This is a genomic window from Orenia marismortui DSM 5156, assembly GCF_000379025.1.
GTDB classification, from domain to species: Bacteria; Bacillota; Halanaerobiia; order Halobacteroidales; family Halobacteroidaceae; genus Orenia; species Orenia marismortui.
In genome coordinates, this window is the sequence record NZ_KB900623.1 from 285,859 (window position 1) to 302,573 (window position 16,715).

At 29.1% G+C, this 16,715-nt stretch carries 17 protein-coding genes; 14 read left to right on the forward strand and 3 right to left on the reverse strand.

Translation table 11 applies throughout. The features are described from left to right. Window position 1: 1 nt before the first annotated feature. The 6 genes from OREMA_RS0115060 to OREMA_RS0115085 all read left to right on the forward strand — a co-directional run bounded on the left by OREMA_RS0115060 (window position 2) and on the right by OREMA_RS0115085 (window position 3,744). Window positions 2-577: an RNA methyltransferase gene (locus OREMA_RS0115060; protein WP_018250078.1), complete on the forward strand. Its 576-nt coding sequence runs from the start codon at window positions 2-4 to the stop codon at window positions 575-577. A gap of 146 nt (window positions 578-723) precedes the next feature. Continuing rightward, window positions 724-1,068 (forward strand): 50S ribosomal protein L19, encoded by a 345-nt coding sequence (gene rplS, locus OREMA_RS0115065; RefSeq protein WP_018250079.1) that lies wholly within the window; start codon window positions 724-726, stop codon window positions 1,066-1,068. Window positions 1,069-1,360: 292 nt separating this feature from the next. Next, entirely contained in the window at window positions 1,361-1,861 is a 501-nt protein-coding gene (lepB, locus tag OREMA_RS0115070; protein WP_018250080.1) for a signal peptidase I, read from the forward strand. A 5-nt stretch (window positions 1,862-1,866) separates the two neighbouring features. After that, window positions 1,867-2,727, forward strand: a complete 861-nt coding sequence (gene ylqF, locus OREMA_RS0115075) for a ribosome biogenesis GTPase YlqF (protein ID WP_018250081.1) — start codon at window positions 1,867-1,869, stop codon at window positions 2,725-2,727. Then, on the forward strand, window positions 2,727-3,509 hold the full coding sequence (locus tag OREMA_RS0115080; protein WP_018250082.1) for a ribonuclease HII: 783 nt from the start codon (window positions 2,727-2,729) through the stop codon (window positions 3,507-3,509). Before ylqF ends, OREMA_RS0115080 begins: the two co-directional genes overlap by 1 nt. A gap of 7 nt (window positions 3,510-3,516) precedes the next feature. Beyond that, the gene (locus tag OREMA_RS0115085) at window positions 3,517-3,744 is read left to right on the forward strand and encodes a hypothetical protein (protein WP_018250083.1); all 228 of its coding nucleotides are present in this window, start codon (window positions 3,517-3,519) and stop codon (window positions 3,742-3,744) included. A 17-nt stretch (window positions 3,745-3,761) separates the two neighbouring features. Here the strand turns inward: OREMA_RS0115085 and OREMA_RS0115090 are convergent, their stop codons facing one another. Continuing rightward, window positions 3,762-4,061: a hypothetical protein gene (locus OREMA_RS0115090; RefSeq protein WP_018250084.1), complete on the reverse strand. Its 300-nt coding sequence runs from the start codon at window positions 4,059-4,061 to the stop codon at window positions 3,762-3,764. A gap of 902 nt (window positions 4,062-4,963) precedes the next feature. On the opposite strand from OREMA_RS0115090, the gene OREMA_RS0115095 reads away from it, so the two are divergent. Further along, window positions 4,964-5,317, forward strand: coding sequence for a YraN family protein (locus tag OREMA_RS0115095; RefSeq protein ID WP_018250085.1), 354 nt, complete (start codon window positions 4,964-4,966; stop codon window positions 5,315-5,317). A 10-nt stretch (window positions 5,318-5,327) separates the two neighbouring features. Beyond that, window positions 5,328-6,860 carry a YifB family Mg chelatase-like AAA ATPase gene (locus tag OREMA_RS0115100; RefSeq protein ID WP_018250086.1) on the forward strand — a complete coding sequence of 511 codons (1,533 nt, stop codon included), beginning with the start codon at window positions 5,328-5,330 and terminating at the stop codon, window positions 6,858-6,860. Window positions 6,861-6,986: 126 nt separating this feature from the next. Here the strand turns inward: OREMA_RS0115100 and OREMA_RS0115105 are convergent, their stop codons facing one another. Continuing rightward, window positions 6,987-7,646, reverse strand: coding sequence for a hypothetical protein (locus OREMA_RS0115105; RefSeq protein WP_018250087.1), 660 nt, complete (start codon window positions 7,644-7,646; stop codon window positions 6,987-6,989). Between the two features lie 155 nt (window positions 7,647-7,801). Beyond that, the gene (locus OREMA_RS19450) at window positions 7,802-8,041 is read right to left on the reverse strand and encodes an aspartyl-phosphate phosphatase Spo0E family protein (RefSeq protein WP_083900144.1); all 240 of its coding nucleotides are present in this window, start codon (window positions 8,039-8,041) and stop codon (window positions 7,802-7,804) included. A gap of 267 nt (window positions 8,042-8,308) precedes the next feature. Between OREMA_RS19450 and OREMA_RS0115115 the strand changes: the two genes are divergently transcribed. The 6 genes from OREMA_RS0115115 to OREMA_RS0115140 all read left to right on the forward strand — a co-directional run bounded on the left by OREMA_RS0115115 (window position 8,309) and on the right by OREMA_RS0115140 (window position 16,715). Further along, entirely contained in the window at window positions 8,309-9,028 is a 720-nt protein-coding gene (locus tag OREMA_RS0115115) for an HAD family hydrolase (RefSeq protein WP_040657470.1), read from the forward strand. A gap of 200 nt (window positions 9,029-9,228) precedes the next feature. Continuing rightward, window positions 9,229-9,660, forward strand: coding sequence for a MarR family winged helix-turn-helix transcriptional regulator (locus OREMA_RS0115120; RefSeq protein ID WP_018250090.1), 432 nt, complete (start codon window positions 9,229-9,231; stop codon window positions 9,658-9,660). Between the two features lie 35 nt (window positions 9,661-9,695). Further along, entirely contained in the window at window positions 9,696-12,440 is a 2,745-nt protein-coding gene (locus tag OREMA_RS17945; RefSeq protein ID WP_018250091.1) for an MMPL family transporter, read from the forward strand. A gap of 22 nt (window positions 12,441-12,462) precedes the next feature. Then, entirely contained in the window at window positions 12,463-13,269 is an 807-nt protein-coding gene (locus OREMA_RS0115130) for an outer membrane lipoprotein-sorting protein (protein ID WP_018250092.1), read from the forward strand. A 69-nt stretch (window positions 13,270-13,338) separates the two neighbouring features. After that, on the forward strand, window positions 13,339-14,730 hold the full coding sequence (locus tag OREMA_RS17950) for a hypothetical protein (RefSeq protein WP_018250093.1): 1,392 nt from the start codon (window positions 13,339-13,341) through the stop codon (window positions 14,728-14,730). A 146-nt stretch (window positions 14,731-14,876) separates the two neighbouring features. Then, the gene (locus OREMA_RS0115140; protein WP_018250094.1) at window positions 14,877-16,715 is read left to right on the forward strand and encodes a patatin-like phospholipase family protein; all 1,839 of its coding nucleotides are present in this window, start codon (window positions 14,877-14,879) and stop codon (window positions 16,713-16,715) included.

The following is a 16,715-nucleotide window of genomic DNA, read 5'->3' on the forward strand; positions in this document are numbered from 1 at the left end:
GATGGGAGAACCTAAATTTTATTTAGCCTTAGTACATAACCCAGTATATAATAAACGGATGGAGGTCATTACCACTACAGTAACTAATTTTGACTTGCATGATATTGCTCGTTCTAGTAGAACATATAATGTAAAGAAATACTATATTGTTAATCATTTAAAGTCACAACAAGATTTAGTCAATAAAATGAGAGAATATTGGTCAGGTGATTTTGGATCAGAGTATAATCCAGATAGAAAAGAGGCTTTTAGTGTAATTGATGTAAAGTCTGAATTAGAGGATGTAATAGAAGATATTAAAGAAATTGAGGGTGAAGATCCAGTTTTAGTAACTACAGATGCTAGAATTTATCCTAATACTATTACTTATAAAGATTTGCGTGAGAAGATACATACTGAAGATAGACCTTATCTTGTCTTATTAGGTACAGGTTGGGGATTGACTAAAGAAGTTATGACTTCTACAGAATATATTTTAGAACCAATCTATGGAGCAGGGGATTATAATCACCTTTCTGTAAGAAGTGCTGCTGCTATTATTTTAGATAGATTGCTAGGAGAGAGCTGGTTTGAATAGTATTAAGTACTTATAATTTATTTAAATTTAATTTAATGATCCTCTTGTAATCTATATGATATTATGCTATAATATTTCAGTGTGACAACAGGCGGTCCTCTGGCCTTAAGTGGTTTAAGAACGTCTTGAGAGAGGGGGCAAGACTAATGAATATTATTGATGCTATAGAAAAAGAGCAATTAAAAAATGATATTCCTGAATTTAACTCTGGTGATACTCTTAGAGTTCACGTAAAAGTTCAGGAAGGTGGAAAAGAAAGAATCCAGATTTTCGAAGGTATCGTTATCAAGAGAAAAGGTGGAGGTATCAAAGAAACTTTCACTATTAGAAAGATATCCTTTGGAGTTGGAGTTGAACGTATTTTCCCATTGCATTCTCCAAAGATCGATAAGATTGAAGTTAAGAGACGTGGAGATGTAAATAGAGCTAAATTATATTACCTAAGAGAACGTAGAGGTAAGGCTGCTCAAGTAAAAGAAAAGAGATTTTAATTAATAACTTAAATTACAGCAGGGACTGGCTATTAGCCTGTCCCTTTTTACATACATGGATTATTCTTATAGAATAATAAATTATTTTTAGTAAAGAATATATTATATTTAGCTTTTATGTAGATTGCTTATTTGCTGTTCTTTGTTAGTTTATTCTCTAGGGTCTTGGGATTTTGTGTGATCGATAAGTATATAAAAACTATCATACTTATTTTCTTTGCTAATGGATAGTAGTTAGTAGCTGATAATTATTAGCTATCAGCTAATTCCTAAGTATAGGAGTGTTGTTAAAATGTTAAAAGAGTACTTACAATCTATTTTGATTGCCTTAGTAATTTCTTTTTTAATTATTACTTTTGTTGCACAAGCTTTCTATATACCCTCAGGATCTATGAGACCAACATTAAAGCCTGGAGATAGGATATTTGCTAATAAGTTTATCTATAGATTCAGGGAACCTCAGAGGCAAGAGATAATTGTCTTCAAATATCCAGTAGATCCTAGCAGAAGATTTATTAAAAGGCTGATAGGATTACCAGGAGATAGAGTTAAAATAATAGAAGGAAGAGTTTATGTTAATGGTAAAGCTTTAGAAGAGGACTATACATTAGAAAAAAGTTATAGTGATTTTCCTGAGGTTAAAGTACCAGAAAATCATTATTTTATGTTAGGAGATAATCGAAATAATAGTGAAGATAGTAGGTTTTGGGGATTTGTTCCTAGAGAAAATATAGTAGGAAAGGCCTTTGTGATTTTTTGGCCATTAAATAGGATAGGACTAATTAAGGGGTGATATAAATGTCAATACAATGGTATCCAGGACATATGGTAAAAGCAAAAAGAAAAGTTGAAGAGAAATTAAAGTTAATTGATGTTGTAATTGAACTTTTAGATGCAAGAATTCCTGTAAGTAGTAGAAACCCTGATATAGATAATCTTTTGGAAGGACAAAAGAGAATTATAGTTCTTAACAAGATAGACTTAGCAGAACCACAGCAGACTAAAAAGTGGTTAAATTATTTTTCTAAAATTGCACCTACCTTAGCTGTTAATTCTTTAACTGGCAAAGGGGTAAATAAGATTTTAAAGTTAGCTAAGGAATTGATGGCTGATGATTTATCAGCTATGAAAGAAAAAGGGAGAATGGAAAGAGATATTAGGATGATGATTGTTGGTATACCTAATGTAGGAAAATCACAATTGATAAATCAATTAAGTAATAAAAGTAGTGCACGTACAGGTAATAGACCAGGTGTAACTAGAGGAGAACAATGGGTTAAATTAAGAAAAGGTTTTGAATTATTAGATACCCCAGGGATTTTGTGGCCTAAATTTGAAGATGAAGAGGTGGGCTTTAAATTGGCTATTGCAGGAGCAATTAGGGAAATTATCTTTGATAGTGAACTGCTTGCTTATAAGATTGTTGAAATTTTACAAGAAGTTGCTCCAGAGAAATTAGAGGAAAGGTTTAATTTGGATTATTTGAATTCAGATACATATGAATTAGTGGCTGATATTGGTCGGAGAAGAGGTTGTTTGCAATCAGGAGGTAGAATTGATCGAGAGAGGGTATCAGATATAATTATTAGAGAATTTAGAGAAGGAAAATTTGGAAGGTTAACATTAGAAGTTATGCCTAAAGATTGGGGGAGTAATTAATGGATCTATCTGATTTAACTATCAAAGAGATAAAAAAGAAAGTGAAATCTTTAGAGGTGGTTTCAGAGGATTTAATTGAAAAATTAGCTCTAGATTCAAGAAAAGGTGTGCAAAGATTAGCCCAACAGATCTTGCGCAAACAGAAGAAAGAACTAGAGGCTAGAAATAAATTTAGAAGAATGAGTGTACATGAAAATCGTTTGAGAGAACAGGGTTATAAAGTACTTGGTGGAATCGATGAAGCAGGGAGAGGGCCTTTAGCAGGACCTGTGGTAGCTTCGGTTGTAATTTTGCCAGAAGAGATATACATAAGTGGCCTTGATGATTCTAAAAAATTATCAGAGAAGAAAAGAGAAGAATTGTTTGATATAATCCAAAATCAAGCTATAGATATAGGTGTTGGAATTGTTCATAACAAGCGGATAGATGAAATAAATATTTTGCAGGCTACATATCAAGCAATGAGAGAAGCCATTAATAATTTAGACGTTAGTCCAGAATTTTTGTTGGTAGATGCAGAAACTATTCCAAATATAAGCACTCCTCAAGCAGCAATTGTAGAAGGAGATAGTCATAGTATTTCTATAGCAGCAGCATCGATTATTGCAAAAGTTACTAGGGATAGGATGTTATTAGATTATCATAAGCAGTATCCAGAATTTAATTTTGCTAGCCATAAGGGTTATGGAACTCAAGAACATATTCAAGCTCTTCGAGAACATGGACCGACTGAAATTCATCGTACTTCTTTTAAGATTGTTAATGAATTAATAGGTGGGTGATAGTAGAATGATTAAAGCAGGAGATATATTAGAGGGAACTGTACTTGAAGTTAAGGAGAAGAGTGTCATTCTTAAATTTGGTACTAAGGCTATTGAAGCCAGCTCTAAGACAGATCTCAAAGTGGGAGAGAAGATTAAGGTAAAGATACAGGGATGGCATAAAGGAAGACTTCTATTAAAAGTTTTAGATAAACCTAGTATTATGCCATCGAATTCAATAGATTTAAGAGTTTAGTATAAAGGAAATTACTATTATAATATTACAAGTTGATTTAAATACTCATAGAAGTCATCTCTTTTTTCTTTACTTTCAAATAGAAATAATTCATTTTTACCATAAGCTTCATGACCGATAAGTAGGCTAATTGTTACATCTAATCCCCAGTATTCTCCTTGAAGTTCTTCTATGAGTTCTTTAGGAGCTAATTTATCCAATTTAATTGAAGAATCTTTTTTGGTCATTAGGCTTAATAATTCTGTGAAATTTAATAAGATATTACTATACTCTAAATTTTTTTCGATATACTCTTCTATTTGAATATTCTTTTGCATATAATTCACTTCCTTATTTTAGATTATAGAATGACTTTTAAGATTAGTCTAGAATAATTATAACATAGATGTACACAATAATTGAAGCATTATAATGTATTAATTAGATAAGTGATTATATTTTAATTTTATAATAAAAGGTCAAAGATTAAAAAGCCCCAGCAAGTTAACTTGCTGGGGCTATCTATATTAAAAGGTAACCTTAAAGATTACCTTTACTCTTATTATATGCAGAAAGATTAAAATCAGTACTTTATTTAAAGAAAGATTATGTTATTGTTGCCTATTAAATACAGTTACTTTGCTGTAAAAATTAATTTGCATATTAAAGATTCTAAGGTATAAGGTTAAACTAGAACTATATATATAAGCTGAACTAATAATTTTCATAAAAATATAAATAAAAAACTTGTTTTTCTAGAAATTTAACTAATCTATACGAAGAATTTAAGAAAATTAAATTATATATAGAACATAAGAAAGAATTTAAATTTACTTAGAAAGAAGTTGAACCCCAAACTTTTTTGGATGCTAATTAAGTTCTGACCTTATTTATTAGCTAGTAGCCGTTAGCTAATAGCTAAAATACCTGCGTAAATCATCCAAGAGTTTCCACATTCATTCCTCTCTGGGGTTGAACAGATAACTCCCCGCAAGACTTTAATTCTTAAAAGATTAGTAGAATTTAAATTTTAGGTATATAATATGAAATTTTTATTAATTGATATATAAATTAATTTTTCAGTCCTTTATTCGTGTTAATTCGTGGCTAAAAATTATTTTAGTAATTAATTATGTTTTAATGAAATTCTTTAATTCAATTTATATAGATTGCTATGTGAATAATGTATAATTCTATCAATACTGGTTAGTATATCTTATAATTGGGTAGGTGGTCTTATATGAATACAAGAAGAATAGGAAGAAGAGGCGAGAAGTTAGCTAAAGATTTTTTAGTTAAGAAAGGCTATAAAATAGTAGAAGAAAATTTCTGGTGCCGTTATGGAGAAATAGATTTAATAGCAAAAAAAGAAGCTTACTTAGTATTTATAGAGGTAAAGCTAAGTAATATTGCATCTTATTTTACCCCTCAAGAAAAGGTTGATTATAAAAAGCAATTAAAATTAAAAAAAGTAGCTAGTTATTATTTAAGTCTTCACCAAATTGATAGTGATTTTCGTTTTGATGTAGTAGCTATCTCGGCTTATAGGGGTAAGGAAGAGATAGAGTTATTTAAAAATGCGTTTTATTGTTAGGAGGAATGGAATGTTAGCAAAAGCCATAAGTAATGCAGTATTAGGAATAGATGGTTATTCAGTGGAGGTAGAGGTTGATTTAGCAAAGGGTTTGCCTGCTTTTACTATAGTAGGGCTACCAGATGTGGCTGTTAAAGAGGCTAAAGAAAGGGTACGTTCTGCCATTAAAAATACTGGATATCCTTTTCCTATTAAGAGGATTACTGTGAATTTAGCTCCTGCTAATATTAAGAAGGAAGGTGCAGCCTTTGATTTGCCAATTGCTATTGCAATTTTAGCTGCTTCAGATTTAATTTATAATAAGAGATTAAAAGATTATGCTTTAATTGGAGAATTATCTTTAGATGGTAAGATTAGAAGTGTAAAAGGAATCTTATCTATGGCATTGGCTGCCAAAGCAGATGGTAAAAAGGGAATTATTCTACCGAAGCATAATGCCCAAGAAGCTTCGGTTGTAGAAGGTCTAAAGGTTATAGCAGTTAAAGATTTACAAGAAGTTATTGATTATTTAAATGGAAATTTAGAGATTGATACCATTAGCTATGATTATCAAGCTTTAAATAATGAAGAATATAAGGTTGACTTTTCTGATGTCAAAGGACAAGAGGCTGCCAAAAGAGCTCTTGAGGTTGCAGCAGCAGGTGGTCATAACTTAATTATGATTGGTCCACCTGGTTCAGGAAAGACTATGCTAGCTAAAAGATTACCTACTATTTTACCAACTTTAATCAAGAGAGAAGCTATTGAGGTTACTAAAATTTTTAGTATAATCGGTAGATTACCCCAGGGAAAATCTTTGATTACTAGTCGTCCCTTTCGTAGCCCTCATCATACTACTTCGGATGTTGGTTTGATTGGAGGTGGAAGAATTCCAAAACCTGGGGAAGTAAGCTTAGCCCATAATGGTGTTTTATTCTTAGATGAGCTTCCTGAGTTTAAGAAGCATGTCTTAGAGGTCTTACGCCAACCCTTAGAAGAAGCTAAGGTCACTATTTCTAGAGCGTTGACTACTTTAGAATATCCTGCAAAATTTATGATGATTGCAGCTATGAATCCTTGCCCTTGTGGTTATTATGGAGATTCTAAACAAGAATGCAGATGTACTCCCAAGAAAATTAATCGTTATTTAAATAAAATTTCTGGGCCATTATTAGATAGAATAGATATTCATTTAGAGGTACCACGCTTGGAAGTGGAGGAATTGACCAATTATGAAAAGGGTGAGAGATCTGTAACTATCAAAAAGAGGGTAGAGAAGGCAAGGAAAATTCAATTAGACAGATTTAAATCGGAAAGGATTAATTGTAATGTAGAAATGAATAGTGCTATGGTAGAGAAATACTGTATTATGAATAAAGCTTCTATTAATCTGTTAGAAAAGGCAATTACTAGATTGAATTTAAGTGCTAGAGCCTATGATCGAGTACTTAAATTAGCTAGAACTATAGCTGATTTGGCAGAAGAAGAGATAATATCTTCTAAACATATAGCAGAAGCAATACAGTATCGGAGTTTGGACAGAAAATATGTTAGTGGAGTCTAAATGTTAATTTTAACGGTTGTAAATGAAACTAAGAATATGTTAAGTTATTAATTTAAAAGTAGCTAAAGGATTTAGAATAAATTTAAGAGACTAGATTAGATAGCTTAAGCTATCTAATCTAGTCTCTTAAGTATTAATCACATATCTAATAGTAAAATAAATAAGGATAGTTAAAATAATCACTAGTCCATAAATAAACTGTTTTTTTCTAATCTTTTCATAGAACATTCCTAGAAATATAGTTACTTCTAAAGCTACAATATGTCTAATAAAGTCAGTCACAGTTAAGGTTTTATCATTAAATAGTATTTTATAACTAAAAAAATCATAGTTTAAGAGTATTAAGATTAAGGTCAAAGAGAATAAGCTACCAGAGAATATATTTTTGCTTAAGCTTATTTTTGGATTCTTTAATTCCTTTTTAGATAATAAGGTCTTCTTAAAGGCATTTAGTGTAGTTAAGAACAATATATTAATTGAGTAGATAGGTAGAGTAGTAATTAAAGCAAGAATTACAAGTTTAACTGGTTTATCAAGCAATAGGCTCGAGAAGTCTTTAGTATATAATTCTAGAATTAATGCTCCTGTAAAAAGCATAGCCGCTATTAAGAATATAAAAGAAGTAATTCTTTTACTATATGATGAAGCAGTATTAAAATAAGATGATATCTTCTTATTTGATAATTTGGTTTTATCAATTTCTTTATTTTCATTTTGTTCTTTTATTTTGTCTTGATTCCTTATTTTTGATTCGTTATTGTTTTTAGAGTTTTTATCAATATTCAAATTTCACCCCACCTTACTTTTTACTTGTTTTTTATCATCTAATTTAATAGTTTAATTCATCTAATAAATAATATTTTCTTTTAATTCTAATCTAATTAATGTTACTATAAAACAATTATAAAAGTTTTTATACTGCAAAAAGCTATAATATATATTTAATTATTAATACTCATATATTCTAATATTTTCTGATCTAGTGTTTGGCTTATTTCTTGAACTTTATTACTAAGCAAATTTCCATTTTCTTCAGTAATCATTATATTCATGTGATTTCTAAGACAATTTATTTGACTTTTTAATAAACTTATATAACTTGTATTCAAATTATCACCCCTTTTTATCACAGAGTTAATAATACCATAAATTATATATAATGGCAATGATAATCTTAACATAAATTTAAAGTTTTATTAACAAAGAATAATGATAAATATGGTATTATTTAATAGAGCAAAAGCTAATATGAAATTAAGGATAAATTATTATGCTAAACTAAATTATGATTCAATTCTTCCCAATAATAACAAAGAAGTACTGATCATCAGTACTTCTTTGTTATTATTGCTGTAATTAAGAAATAGTAACTTTATGAAGGTACTGATCTAATTTGATAGAATATTATAAGAAAGTATAAAATAGATGGGGGAGAGTTTGCTATTAATATTCAAAACCAAAACACAGCTTTATTTGATTTAGATGGTACATTATTAAGGATTGATTTTGAAGAATTTCTTAAAAATTATTTTAAGGCTTTAACAGCAGAGTTTCATGATTTATTAAGAGATTCTGATAAATTTATTAAGATACTGATGAAATCAACTGAAGAGATGATAAAAAATGATGGTAGAAGGACTAATCAAGAAGTCTTTATGGATTCTTTCTTTTCTTTATTAGATGTTCAAAATACAGAATTGGTGAGTTCTAGAATTGAGTATTTTTATAAGAATAAGTTTTCTTTGCTTGGAGAGGGATTTAGTGAAAATAAAGATGCTATAAAAATAATAAAAAAATTAAAGAAAGCAGGTTATAGATTGGCTATAACGACTAATCCACTTTTCCCAAAAACAGCAGTTTTAGAAAGGATCAAATGGGTTGGATTGAAGGTAAAGGATTTTGAATTAATAACTTCTTATGAAAATATGCATTATGCTAAACCCAATTTAAAGTATTATCAAGAGGTAATAAATAAAATGAAAGTTAAAGCAGATCAATGTATTATGGTAGGTAATGACTTACAAGAAGATATGATTGCTGGTCAATTAGGTGTAAAGACTTTCTTGATTGATGATTATTTGATTGATAGAAAAGATGGTAGTAGTATTAAAGTTGATTGGCGAGGGTCTTTAAAGGAATTTAGAGATATTATTGAAAGGATAGATTAATATAATTTAATAGAGAATATTTCTACTTTAAAAGTGACTAATAATTATTAGTCACTTTTAATTTTGCTTATATAAATTTATCAAAAAGAAACAAAAAGATAATTATGGTATTTAAAGCATATTAAGCAATGTAATAGTTGAAAATAAAGCTAAATTATGCTAATATTATAGTTGCAACAACAACTAATCAAGGAGGGAATATGGAAATCAATAAACCTATTGGTAAATGGATTTTGAGTCTACATAAACATAATAAAAAATATATTTCGCAAAATTTAAAAAAATATAATCTTAATCGTAATGAATCAAGTATATTGATATATTTATATAATAATGGTGATGGAATTAATCAAGAAGAATTAGCTTGGGAGATGGGGGTTGATAAGTCTACAATTTCTAGAGCGATAAAGGAACTTATAAAGAATAATTTTATTAGCAAAAGACGTTCTTTAGATGATGGAAGAGTCTTTTTGATATATTTAACTGAGAGATCTATGAGTGTAAAACAAGAAATTAAAGATGCTTATTACAATTGGTTTTCTTTAATCATGGAGGGAATTTCAAAAGAAGAAATAAATATAATTTTGAAAAATTTAGAGATGATTTTTAATAAAATAAAACATTTAGAATAAGTTATAAGCAAATAAGTATACAAGGAGGAGATAAGATGGGAAAAATTTTTAATCATTCTAAGCTGATTATTATAATTATCTTTATTATAACAGCTTTTTTTGCTTTTCAACTACCTAAGATTAAGATAAATAATGAAGTTGATATATTTTTGCCTGAGAATCATCCATCTAGGATTGCTAAAGATAAAATGGAAGATATCTATGGGAGTTCAGAAGCGATGGTAATAGCTATAAATGTCAAAAAAGGAACTATATTAGATAAGAAGAATATTACTATGATTCAAAATTTAACTGAAGAATTAGAGGATATTGAAAATGTTGATGAGGTTACATCTTTGACTAATGCAGATTATATAGATGGTACTGCTGAAGGAATGGAAGTTTCTCCACTTGCAGAAGCCCCTCAACAGACAGATAGTGAGCTATTAGATATCAAAAGAAAATTAATTTCTTGGAATCTTTATAAAGGTAATCTTTATAATGAAGATTTCAAAGCTAGCCAAATAATGATCAAATTAAAGCCAGATATTGAAATAACGGCTAAAGAGAAGATATATTTTGATGTGAAAGAAATATTGAAGGGATATGAAAGAGAAAATATAGATTTTTATTTAGCAGGAAGTCCAGCAGTTACAGTATTGATGGGTAATAATATGGAGGGAGATTTAGCTAGGCTAATTCCTTTTGTTATTTTAGTAGTACTTATCTCATTATACTTATCTTTCAAAAATGTGAGTGGGGTAGTCTTACCTACTATGACAGTAGTTATTAGTACTATCTGGGCTTTAGGTATAATGGCGATGTTAGGAATTAATTTAACTATGGTTTCTACAGTTATTCCAGTATTATTAGTTGCAGTTGGCAGTGCTTATGGAATACATATTATTAGTCATTATTATGACGAAATTAAAGCCAATATGAATGAAGATTTTAATGAAGAAGTTCACCATAAGATAGTTCTATATACTGTAAAGAAAGTTGGGAAAGCGGTAGTCTTAGCTGGGATAACAACAATAGTAGGATTTGGCTCTTTAGCAACTAGTAGTATAATGCCAATTAAGAATTTTGGTATATTTACAGCTGTAGGAGTAGCAACAGCTTTAGTGGTTGCAATTTTATTAATACCTGCTATATTGATAGTTAGACATAAGAAAGTAAAATATAATAATAGTAGAGATGAAGAAGGTACATTAACTAAAATTTTAATAGCTTTATATCATTACTTTTCTGAAAAGAGAGTTAGAATATTGGTATTAACCTTTGTTACTATTATTATTTCTGTTATGGGAACATCTAAGATAGTAATTGATAATATTCTAGTAGAGATGTTTAAAGAAAAGACTGAAATTAGGCAAGCTGATAAGTTTGCTAATAACAATCTAAATGGTACAAATGTACTTAATGTTCTTATTAAAGGAAGAGAAGAAGGTAGTTTGACCAATCCCGAAATATTAAAAGAAATGGACGAATTGGGAGTTTATTTAAAGCATAATTTTAATGAAGTTGGTAAAGTGACTTCTTTTGCAGATTTTATCAAAAGAATGAATAAAGTAATGAATTATCCGCAAGAAGAGCTGGTCTCTAAAGATCAAGCTGAAGTAAGTAACTTTGGTAAAGAAACTACATCTAGTTTTGGTGAGGAAACAACCTCTGATTTTGAAAAAGAGACTACAAGTAATTTTGGTGAAGAAACTACATCTAGTTTTGGTCAAGAGACAACTAGTGATTTTGGAGAGGAAACTACTTCTAGCTTTGGCCAAGAAGATAACTCTTCACAAGCAACTAAAGTTCGACAATTAGAGATAAAAGAACCTTCAAAGCAGGAGATCTCTGAAAGAGATTTAGTAGTATTACTTAATCAGGCTATTATTAAAGCTAAGAGATTAAACTTAACAGCAGAAGAATTAGTAGAACTAGTAAATAAAGAATTAAATTATAAAGGTGAAGCATATAATGAAATACCTTATGATCCAAGTAAATACCCTGTTGAAAAAAGAGAGGGATTGAAAAACTTAATTTCACAATACCTATTATTGTATTCGGGAAGCTTAGATGATTTAATTAATGATCAGTTAGAACCATCTAAAGCTAGAATGATGATTCAAATGAAGACGGCAAGTAATATTACAACCAAAAAAGTTAAGAAAGCTATAATAGACTATGCAAGTAGAAATTTTCCTGAAGGTTATGAAGTTAGCATTGCTGGGACAGCTGATATGTCTTTAGCAGTTAATAATTTAATAGTCTCTAGTCAAATTAAAAGCATATTACTTTCTTTAATTGTGGTATTTATTATAGTTGCAATCTCATATAGATCTTTGATTGCTGGTATTTTTGGTATAGTACCTCTATCGATTTCATTATTAATTAATTTTGGTTTGATGGGATTTTTAGGAATAAAATTGGATATTGGAACAGCTATGGTAGCGTCAATTGCTATAGGAATTGGTGTTGATTATACAATCCATTTCTTATCAACTTATAATCATGAAAGAATAAAAACTGACAATTTAGAAGTAGTAACTAAGAAGACCCTTCTTAGTTCAGGAAAAGCTATAATTTTTAATGCTGTTTCAGTAGCTGCAGGATTTGCTGTTTTACTATTTTCTAACTTTAACCCGTTAGTAAATCTTGGTTTATTGGTAAGTATTACAATGGTTACATCTTCGGTAGCATCAATGACTGTTTTACCTGTTTTATTAAATATATTTAAACCTAAATTCATTAGTAATAAAGGTATGATAGATGAAGGTAATGATTCTTTAGTAATAAATCAATAAGATAATTAGGAGGGATATAGTTATGAAAAAGATAATAACTTTATTGACTTTAATTATAGTTTTGTTAGTTGGTGCTAATGCTTTTGCTATTTCTGGTAAAGAGGTAATGCAAAGTGCAAAGGATAGAGATACCGGAAATACAATGCATGCTTTAATGGGAATGGATTTAGTAGATGATAATGGAGAAGTAAAACCTAGAACAATAGAAGTATGGGGTATCACTTATAATCAAGAAAAAGACTTATCAAAGTCAATAATGGAATTTAAGTCTCCAGCTTCAGTTAAAGAAACTAGATTTTTGCAAGTTGAAAATGATGATCGTGATGATGATAAATGGATTTATTTGCCCGCGTTAGGTAGGGTAAGAAGGATTTCATCTTCAGAAGGCGACAGCTCTTTTATGGGATCTGATTTTACTTATGATGATATGGAAACTAGAGAAGTAGAAGAAGATAAACATAAGTTGTTGAGGGTAGAAAAGTTAGGAAAATATGAATGTTATGTAATAGAGTCGATTCCAAAGGATTTAGAAGATGCACAATATGCCAAAAGAATTTCTTGGGTAACAAAAGATCACTATATTCCAGTGAAGGTTGAGATGTATAGTAAGAAGACTGGAAAAGTACAAAAGTTGTTAACAGTAAAACAAAATATAGGTAAGATTAATGGCATTTGGACAATATTTAATACTACAATGAAAGATTTAGAAAGTGGTTACTCTACAAAACTATATATCAAAAGAAGTAGTTCAGGTGCACCATATATTGAGTATAATAAAAGGATAAATCCATCTAGGTTTACACAAAGGTTCTTAAAGATGGGAAGATAAATAATGAAATTAAGGGCGAACGTAAATTTGTTCGCCTTTATTTAAGCTAATAAAGGAGGTAAAATGCTAATGAGAAAATTAAAAGTGTTTTTAATTACCTTAATATTGATAAATATTCTATTTACTGTAGATGTATTAGCAGCTGAGAGTGCTTTTGAAGAGAACAGTTCTTTTAATGAAGATACTTCTTTCAATGATAGTAGCTTTACTTCTTCTTTTGAAGAACCTTCTTCAGCACTTAGCTTTGAAGGAGAATTAGAGTCAAAAAGCAGATCATTCTTAGAGAACTCTGAAATTGAATCAAATACAATATTAGATTTAGATTTAATATATGAAAAGGAAAATTCTGAAATGAAAGCTAGTATAAATTTTGATGAAGATGATATCGAGTTAGAAGAAGGATTTATTAGATTATATTATGATAATTATGATCTAGAAATTGGAAAGATGAAGGTAGTCTGGGGTAAAGGAGATAAGTTACATGTAGTAGATAACTTAAATGGTGAAGATTTAACTGATTTTATTAATCCAGAGTATTTAGAGCGTCAGATAGGTCAAGAGATGGCTAAGTTGAATTATTATATTGGAACTGCTAAGTTAGAAGCAGTATATACTCCAGAATTTACTCCAAATAAGTTAGCTACTGAAGGGAATTGGATTACAAGTGAAGTTAATCAAATTAAAAATTTGAAGTCAAGCTTTATTGACCATTTTGGTTTGGCATCAGCAGCTATATTAGAAGATGAAATAATGAATTCAAAATCAACTAAATTTGAGGATGGTCAGTTTGCATTAAGATATACTAATTCTAAAGATGGTTATGATTATGGGTTCTCTTTCTATCGAGGTAAAATTAAGAATCCTAGTATGGATCAAAGGTCATTAGTAAAGTTAAAGCAAGGGGGTTATGATAACTCTCAAATTTTCCTAAATGACTTAGATCTGCATTATGATGATGTAACAGTCTTTGGAGCAGAATTCAGTTCTGTTTTAGCAGGTATTAATTCTCGAGCAGAGTTTGCTTACTATTTAACTGAAGATACTACTGGAGATGATCCTTTAGTTCATAATAATAAGTTGGCCTGGATAATAGGTGGAGATAGAGATTTACCATTGCATAATATGAATTTAAATCTACAGATAAAGAGTGAATTTATTCTAGATAAGGAGAATGTTGAAGATAAAGAATATGATGTAGATTATGCTGATGATTATTTTACTAATATGTTAGTTTTAAAAGTTTCAGATAAGTTTAAGAATGAAACTGTTTTACCAGAGCTTTCTCTAATTTATAATCTAGAAAGTGCAGATTATATCTTGGATAATGAAGTTGAATTAAAGCTAAAAGATGATACTAGTATTAAATTTAATTATAAGTTATTTGGTGGAGATGATAATGAAACCTTTGGTCAGTTTAAGAATAATGACTATCTATCTATAACAGCAAATTATCAATTTTAATATCTTTAATTTAATCCCTGTCATTGACAGGGATTTTAAGTATTAAATAATATATTAAGTTATTTAGTCAGCACTTTATTAGACATAATATCTAAAATATCTTATAATAGGTATATAATCTATTTTATGTAATCAGGGGGATGGCAATGAAAAAAGTCAAAGCTTTAATTATGATAAATTTATTATTTCTTAATCTTTATTTATATAGTTTGCCAGCATACTCTAATCCTCTTATTACTCAGGTTAGAAAAGATGGTGAAATATATCTTGTAGAAGATTACTATAGATTTAAGAATATAGAGGGTTCAACAGTTGGATTGGCTCTTACTGGTGGTGGTGCTAAAGGTTTATTTAATATAGGGGTAATTAAAGCTTTAGAAGAGGAAAAAATTCCAATTGATATTATAGTAGGTACTAGTATGGGATCTATTATTGCTACTATGTATGGAAGTGGATTATCAATTGAGCAGATAGAAGATATAGTAACCCAAGTTCCTTTTTCCAAAATGTTTGATTTTAATCTAGCTAGCAATGAATCAATTTTGAATACAGTAAAGGTAAATAAATTTGTAGAAAAAGTAGTAAATAGTAAGAGACTAGATCAATTTCCTATTCCAACAGCTTTGTTAAGTATTGAATTAACTAGTGGGAATAAATATCTTACTACGACAGGTAGAATATCTGAGGTTCTTCAAGGTTCTTATGCTATTCCTTATTATTTTCCTATACAAAGGGTGAAAGGGAAAGTTTTTGCTGATCCTGGGATTGTAGAAAATAGTCCTGCTAAGGCAGCTAGTGTTTTAGATGCAGATTTTGTAATTGCAACTACATATAAAGGTGAAATAAGTGATAATAATTATGATACTCCAGGGGAAATTGCTGCTAGATACATGAAATTGGTTCAAGAAAGTAATACTTCTAAGATCTTGAGTAAATATTCTGATATAGCAATTGAAAGTGATGTAGTAGATTATTCTTTTATGGATTTTAGTAAGGCAGATAAATTAATCAACATTGGATATAGGACTACTAAAAGAATGATTCCAGAAATTAAAGAAAAGTTAGAAGCTAAGAATATTAAATTACGAAATTATAAAAAAAGAGAAAAGATTGATTTGAATCAGGAGATTAAAGATTTAAAGTATGATAGGATGTTAATAGAAGAATTAAGTTATAATCCTATATGTTATTATGGACAGGATTATTCTTTCTTTAAACATGATTTAATTAGATCATCTTTATATAAATTTCAATATGGTATGAATCTTGATAAGAATCATTTTAATTTAACAGTACTATCTACTGCTGAAGATAATAAAGATGATGTAGAGTTAAAATTAAGGTTTAGAAAGTTAAGTAAAGATATTGATTTGATTACAAAATATAAGTTGAATGAAGACAAAGATGATGATTTTATGGCAGGATTAAGATATTATGGTGATGACTATATTTTAGGAATAGGCCGAGGAATTATTAATGATCAAAATTTTAATTATTTAAAGAGTAAATATAAGGTGGGGATTTCTTCTTTTCTACTAGAAGGAGAGAGTGATATATTATATCCTTTCAAAGATGAAGAGCTTAAAATCTTGATCTCTCAAACAGGTGAGTACAAATTAAATGATAATTGGATTTTACAACCTAAACTAGTATTCAATAATACAAATATTATGGAATCACCAATAATCTATCGAGGTGAAAGTCCTAATGATTTTGTTAAATTGCAGTTATCTTTAAATTTTACTTATAATCATACATTTATTAATATCATAGATTTTATGCGTATTTTTAGGTTAACCGATATCCAGGCATATTTATTTAGTGATTATCAAAAAGATGATAGCTCATCAATAGCCCTTGGAATAGGTAGTAAAGCTGATTTTAAATTATTAGGGCTTAAACCATTAGATTTAGAGGTTTATGGAGGCTATGATAAAGAAGTAAAAGATATTAAATTTGGGATGAATATTTGTTATGATTTTTAA

Excerpts from the sequence above, each read along its gene's own strand:
- OREMA_RS0115100 (WP_018250086.1), top strand. The coding sequence starts at position 5,328 with ATGTTAGCAAAAGCCATAAGTAATGCAGTATTAGGAATAGATGGTTAT.
- ylqF (WP_018250081.1), top strand. The coding sequence starts at position 1,867 with ATGTCAATACAATGGTATCCAGGACATATGGTAAAAGCAAAAAGAAAA.
- OREMA_RS0115095 (WP_018250085.1), top strand. The coding sequence starts at position 4,964 with ATGAATACAAGAAGAATAGGAAGAAGAGGCGAGAAGTTAGCTAAAGAT.
- OREMA_RS0115085 (WP_018250083.1), top strand. The coding sequence starts at position 3,517 with ATGATTAAAGCAGGAGATATATTAGAGGGAACTGTACTTGAAGTTAAG.
- OREMA_RS0115080 (WP_018250082.1), top strand. The coding sequence starts at position 2,727 with ATGGATCTATCTGATTTAACTATCAAAGAGATAAAAAAGAAAGTGAAA.
- OREMA_RS0115060 (WP_018250078.1), top strand. The coding sequence starts at position 2 with ATGGGAGAACCTAAATTTTATTTAGCCTTAGTACATAACCCAGTATAT.
- OREMA_RS17945 (WP_018250091.1), top strand. The coding sequence starts at position 9,696 with ATGGGAAAAATTTTTAATCATTCTAAGCTGATTATTATAATTATCTTT.
- OREMA_RS0115090 (WP_018250084.1), bottom strand. The coding sequence starts at position 4,061 with ATGCAAAAGAATATTCAAATAGAAGAGTATATCGAAAAAAATTTAGAG.
- OREMA_RS0115140 (WP_018250094.1), top strand. The coding sequence starts at position 14,877 with ATGAAAAAAGTCAAAGCTTTAATTATGATAAATTTATTATTTCTTAAT.
- rplS (WP_018250079.1), top strand. The coding sequence starts at position 724 with ATGAATATTATTGATGCTATAGAAAAAGAGCAATTAAAAAATGATATT.
- OREMA_RS19450 (WP_083900144.1), bottom strand. The coding sequence starts at position 8,041 with ATGTTAAGATTATCATTGCCATTATATATAATTTATGGTATTATTAAC.
- OREMA_RS0115120 (WP_018250090.1), top strand. The coding sequence starts at position 9,229 with ATGGAAATCAATAAACCTATTGGTAAATGGATTTTGAGTCTACATAAA.
- lepB (WP_018250080.1), top strand. The coding sequence starts at position 1,361 with ATGTTAAAAGAGTACTTACAATCTATTTTGATTGCCTTAGTAATTTCT.
- OREMA_RS0115130 (WP_018250092.1), top strand. The coding sequence starts at position 12,463 with ATGAAAAAGATAATAACTTTATTGACTTTAATTATAGTTTTGTTAGTT.
- OREMA_RS17950 (WP_018250093.1), top strand. The coding sequence starts at position 13,339 with ATGAGAAAATTAAAAGTGTTTTTAATTACCTTAATATTGATAAATATT.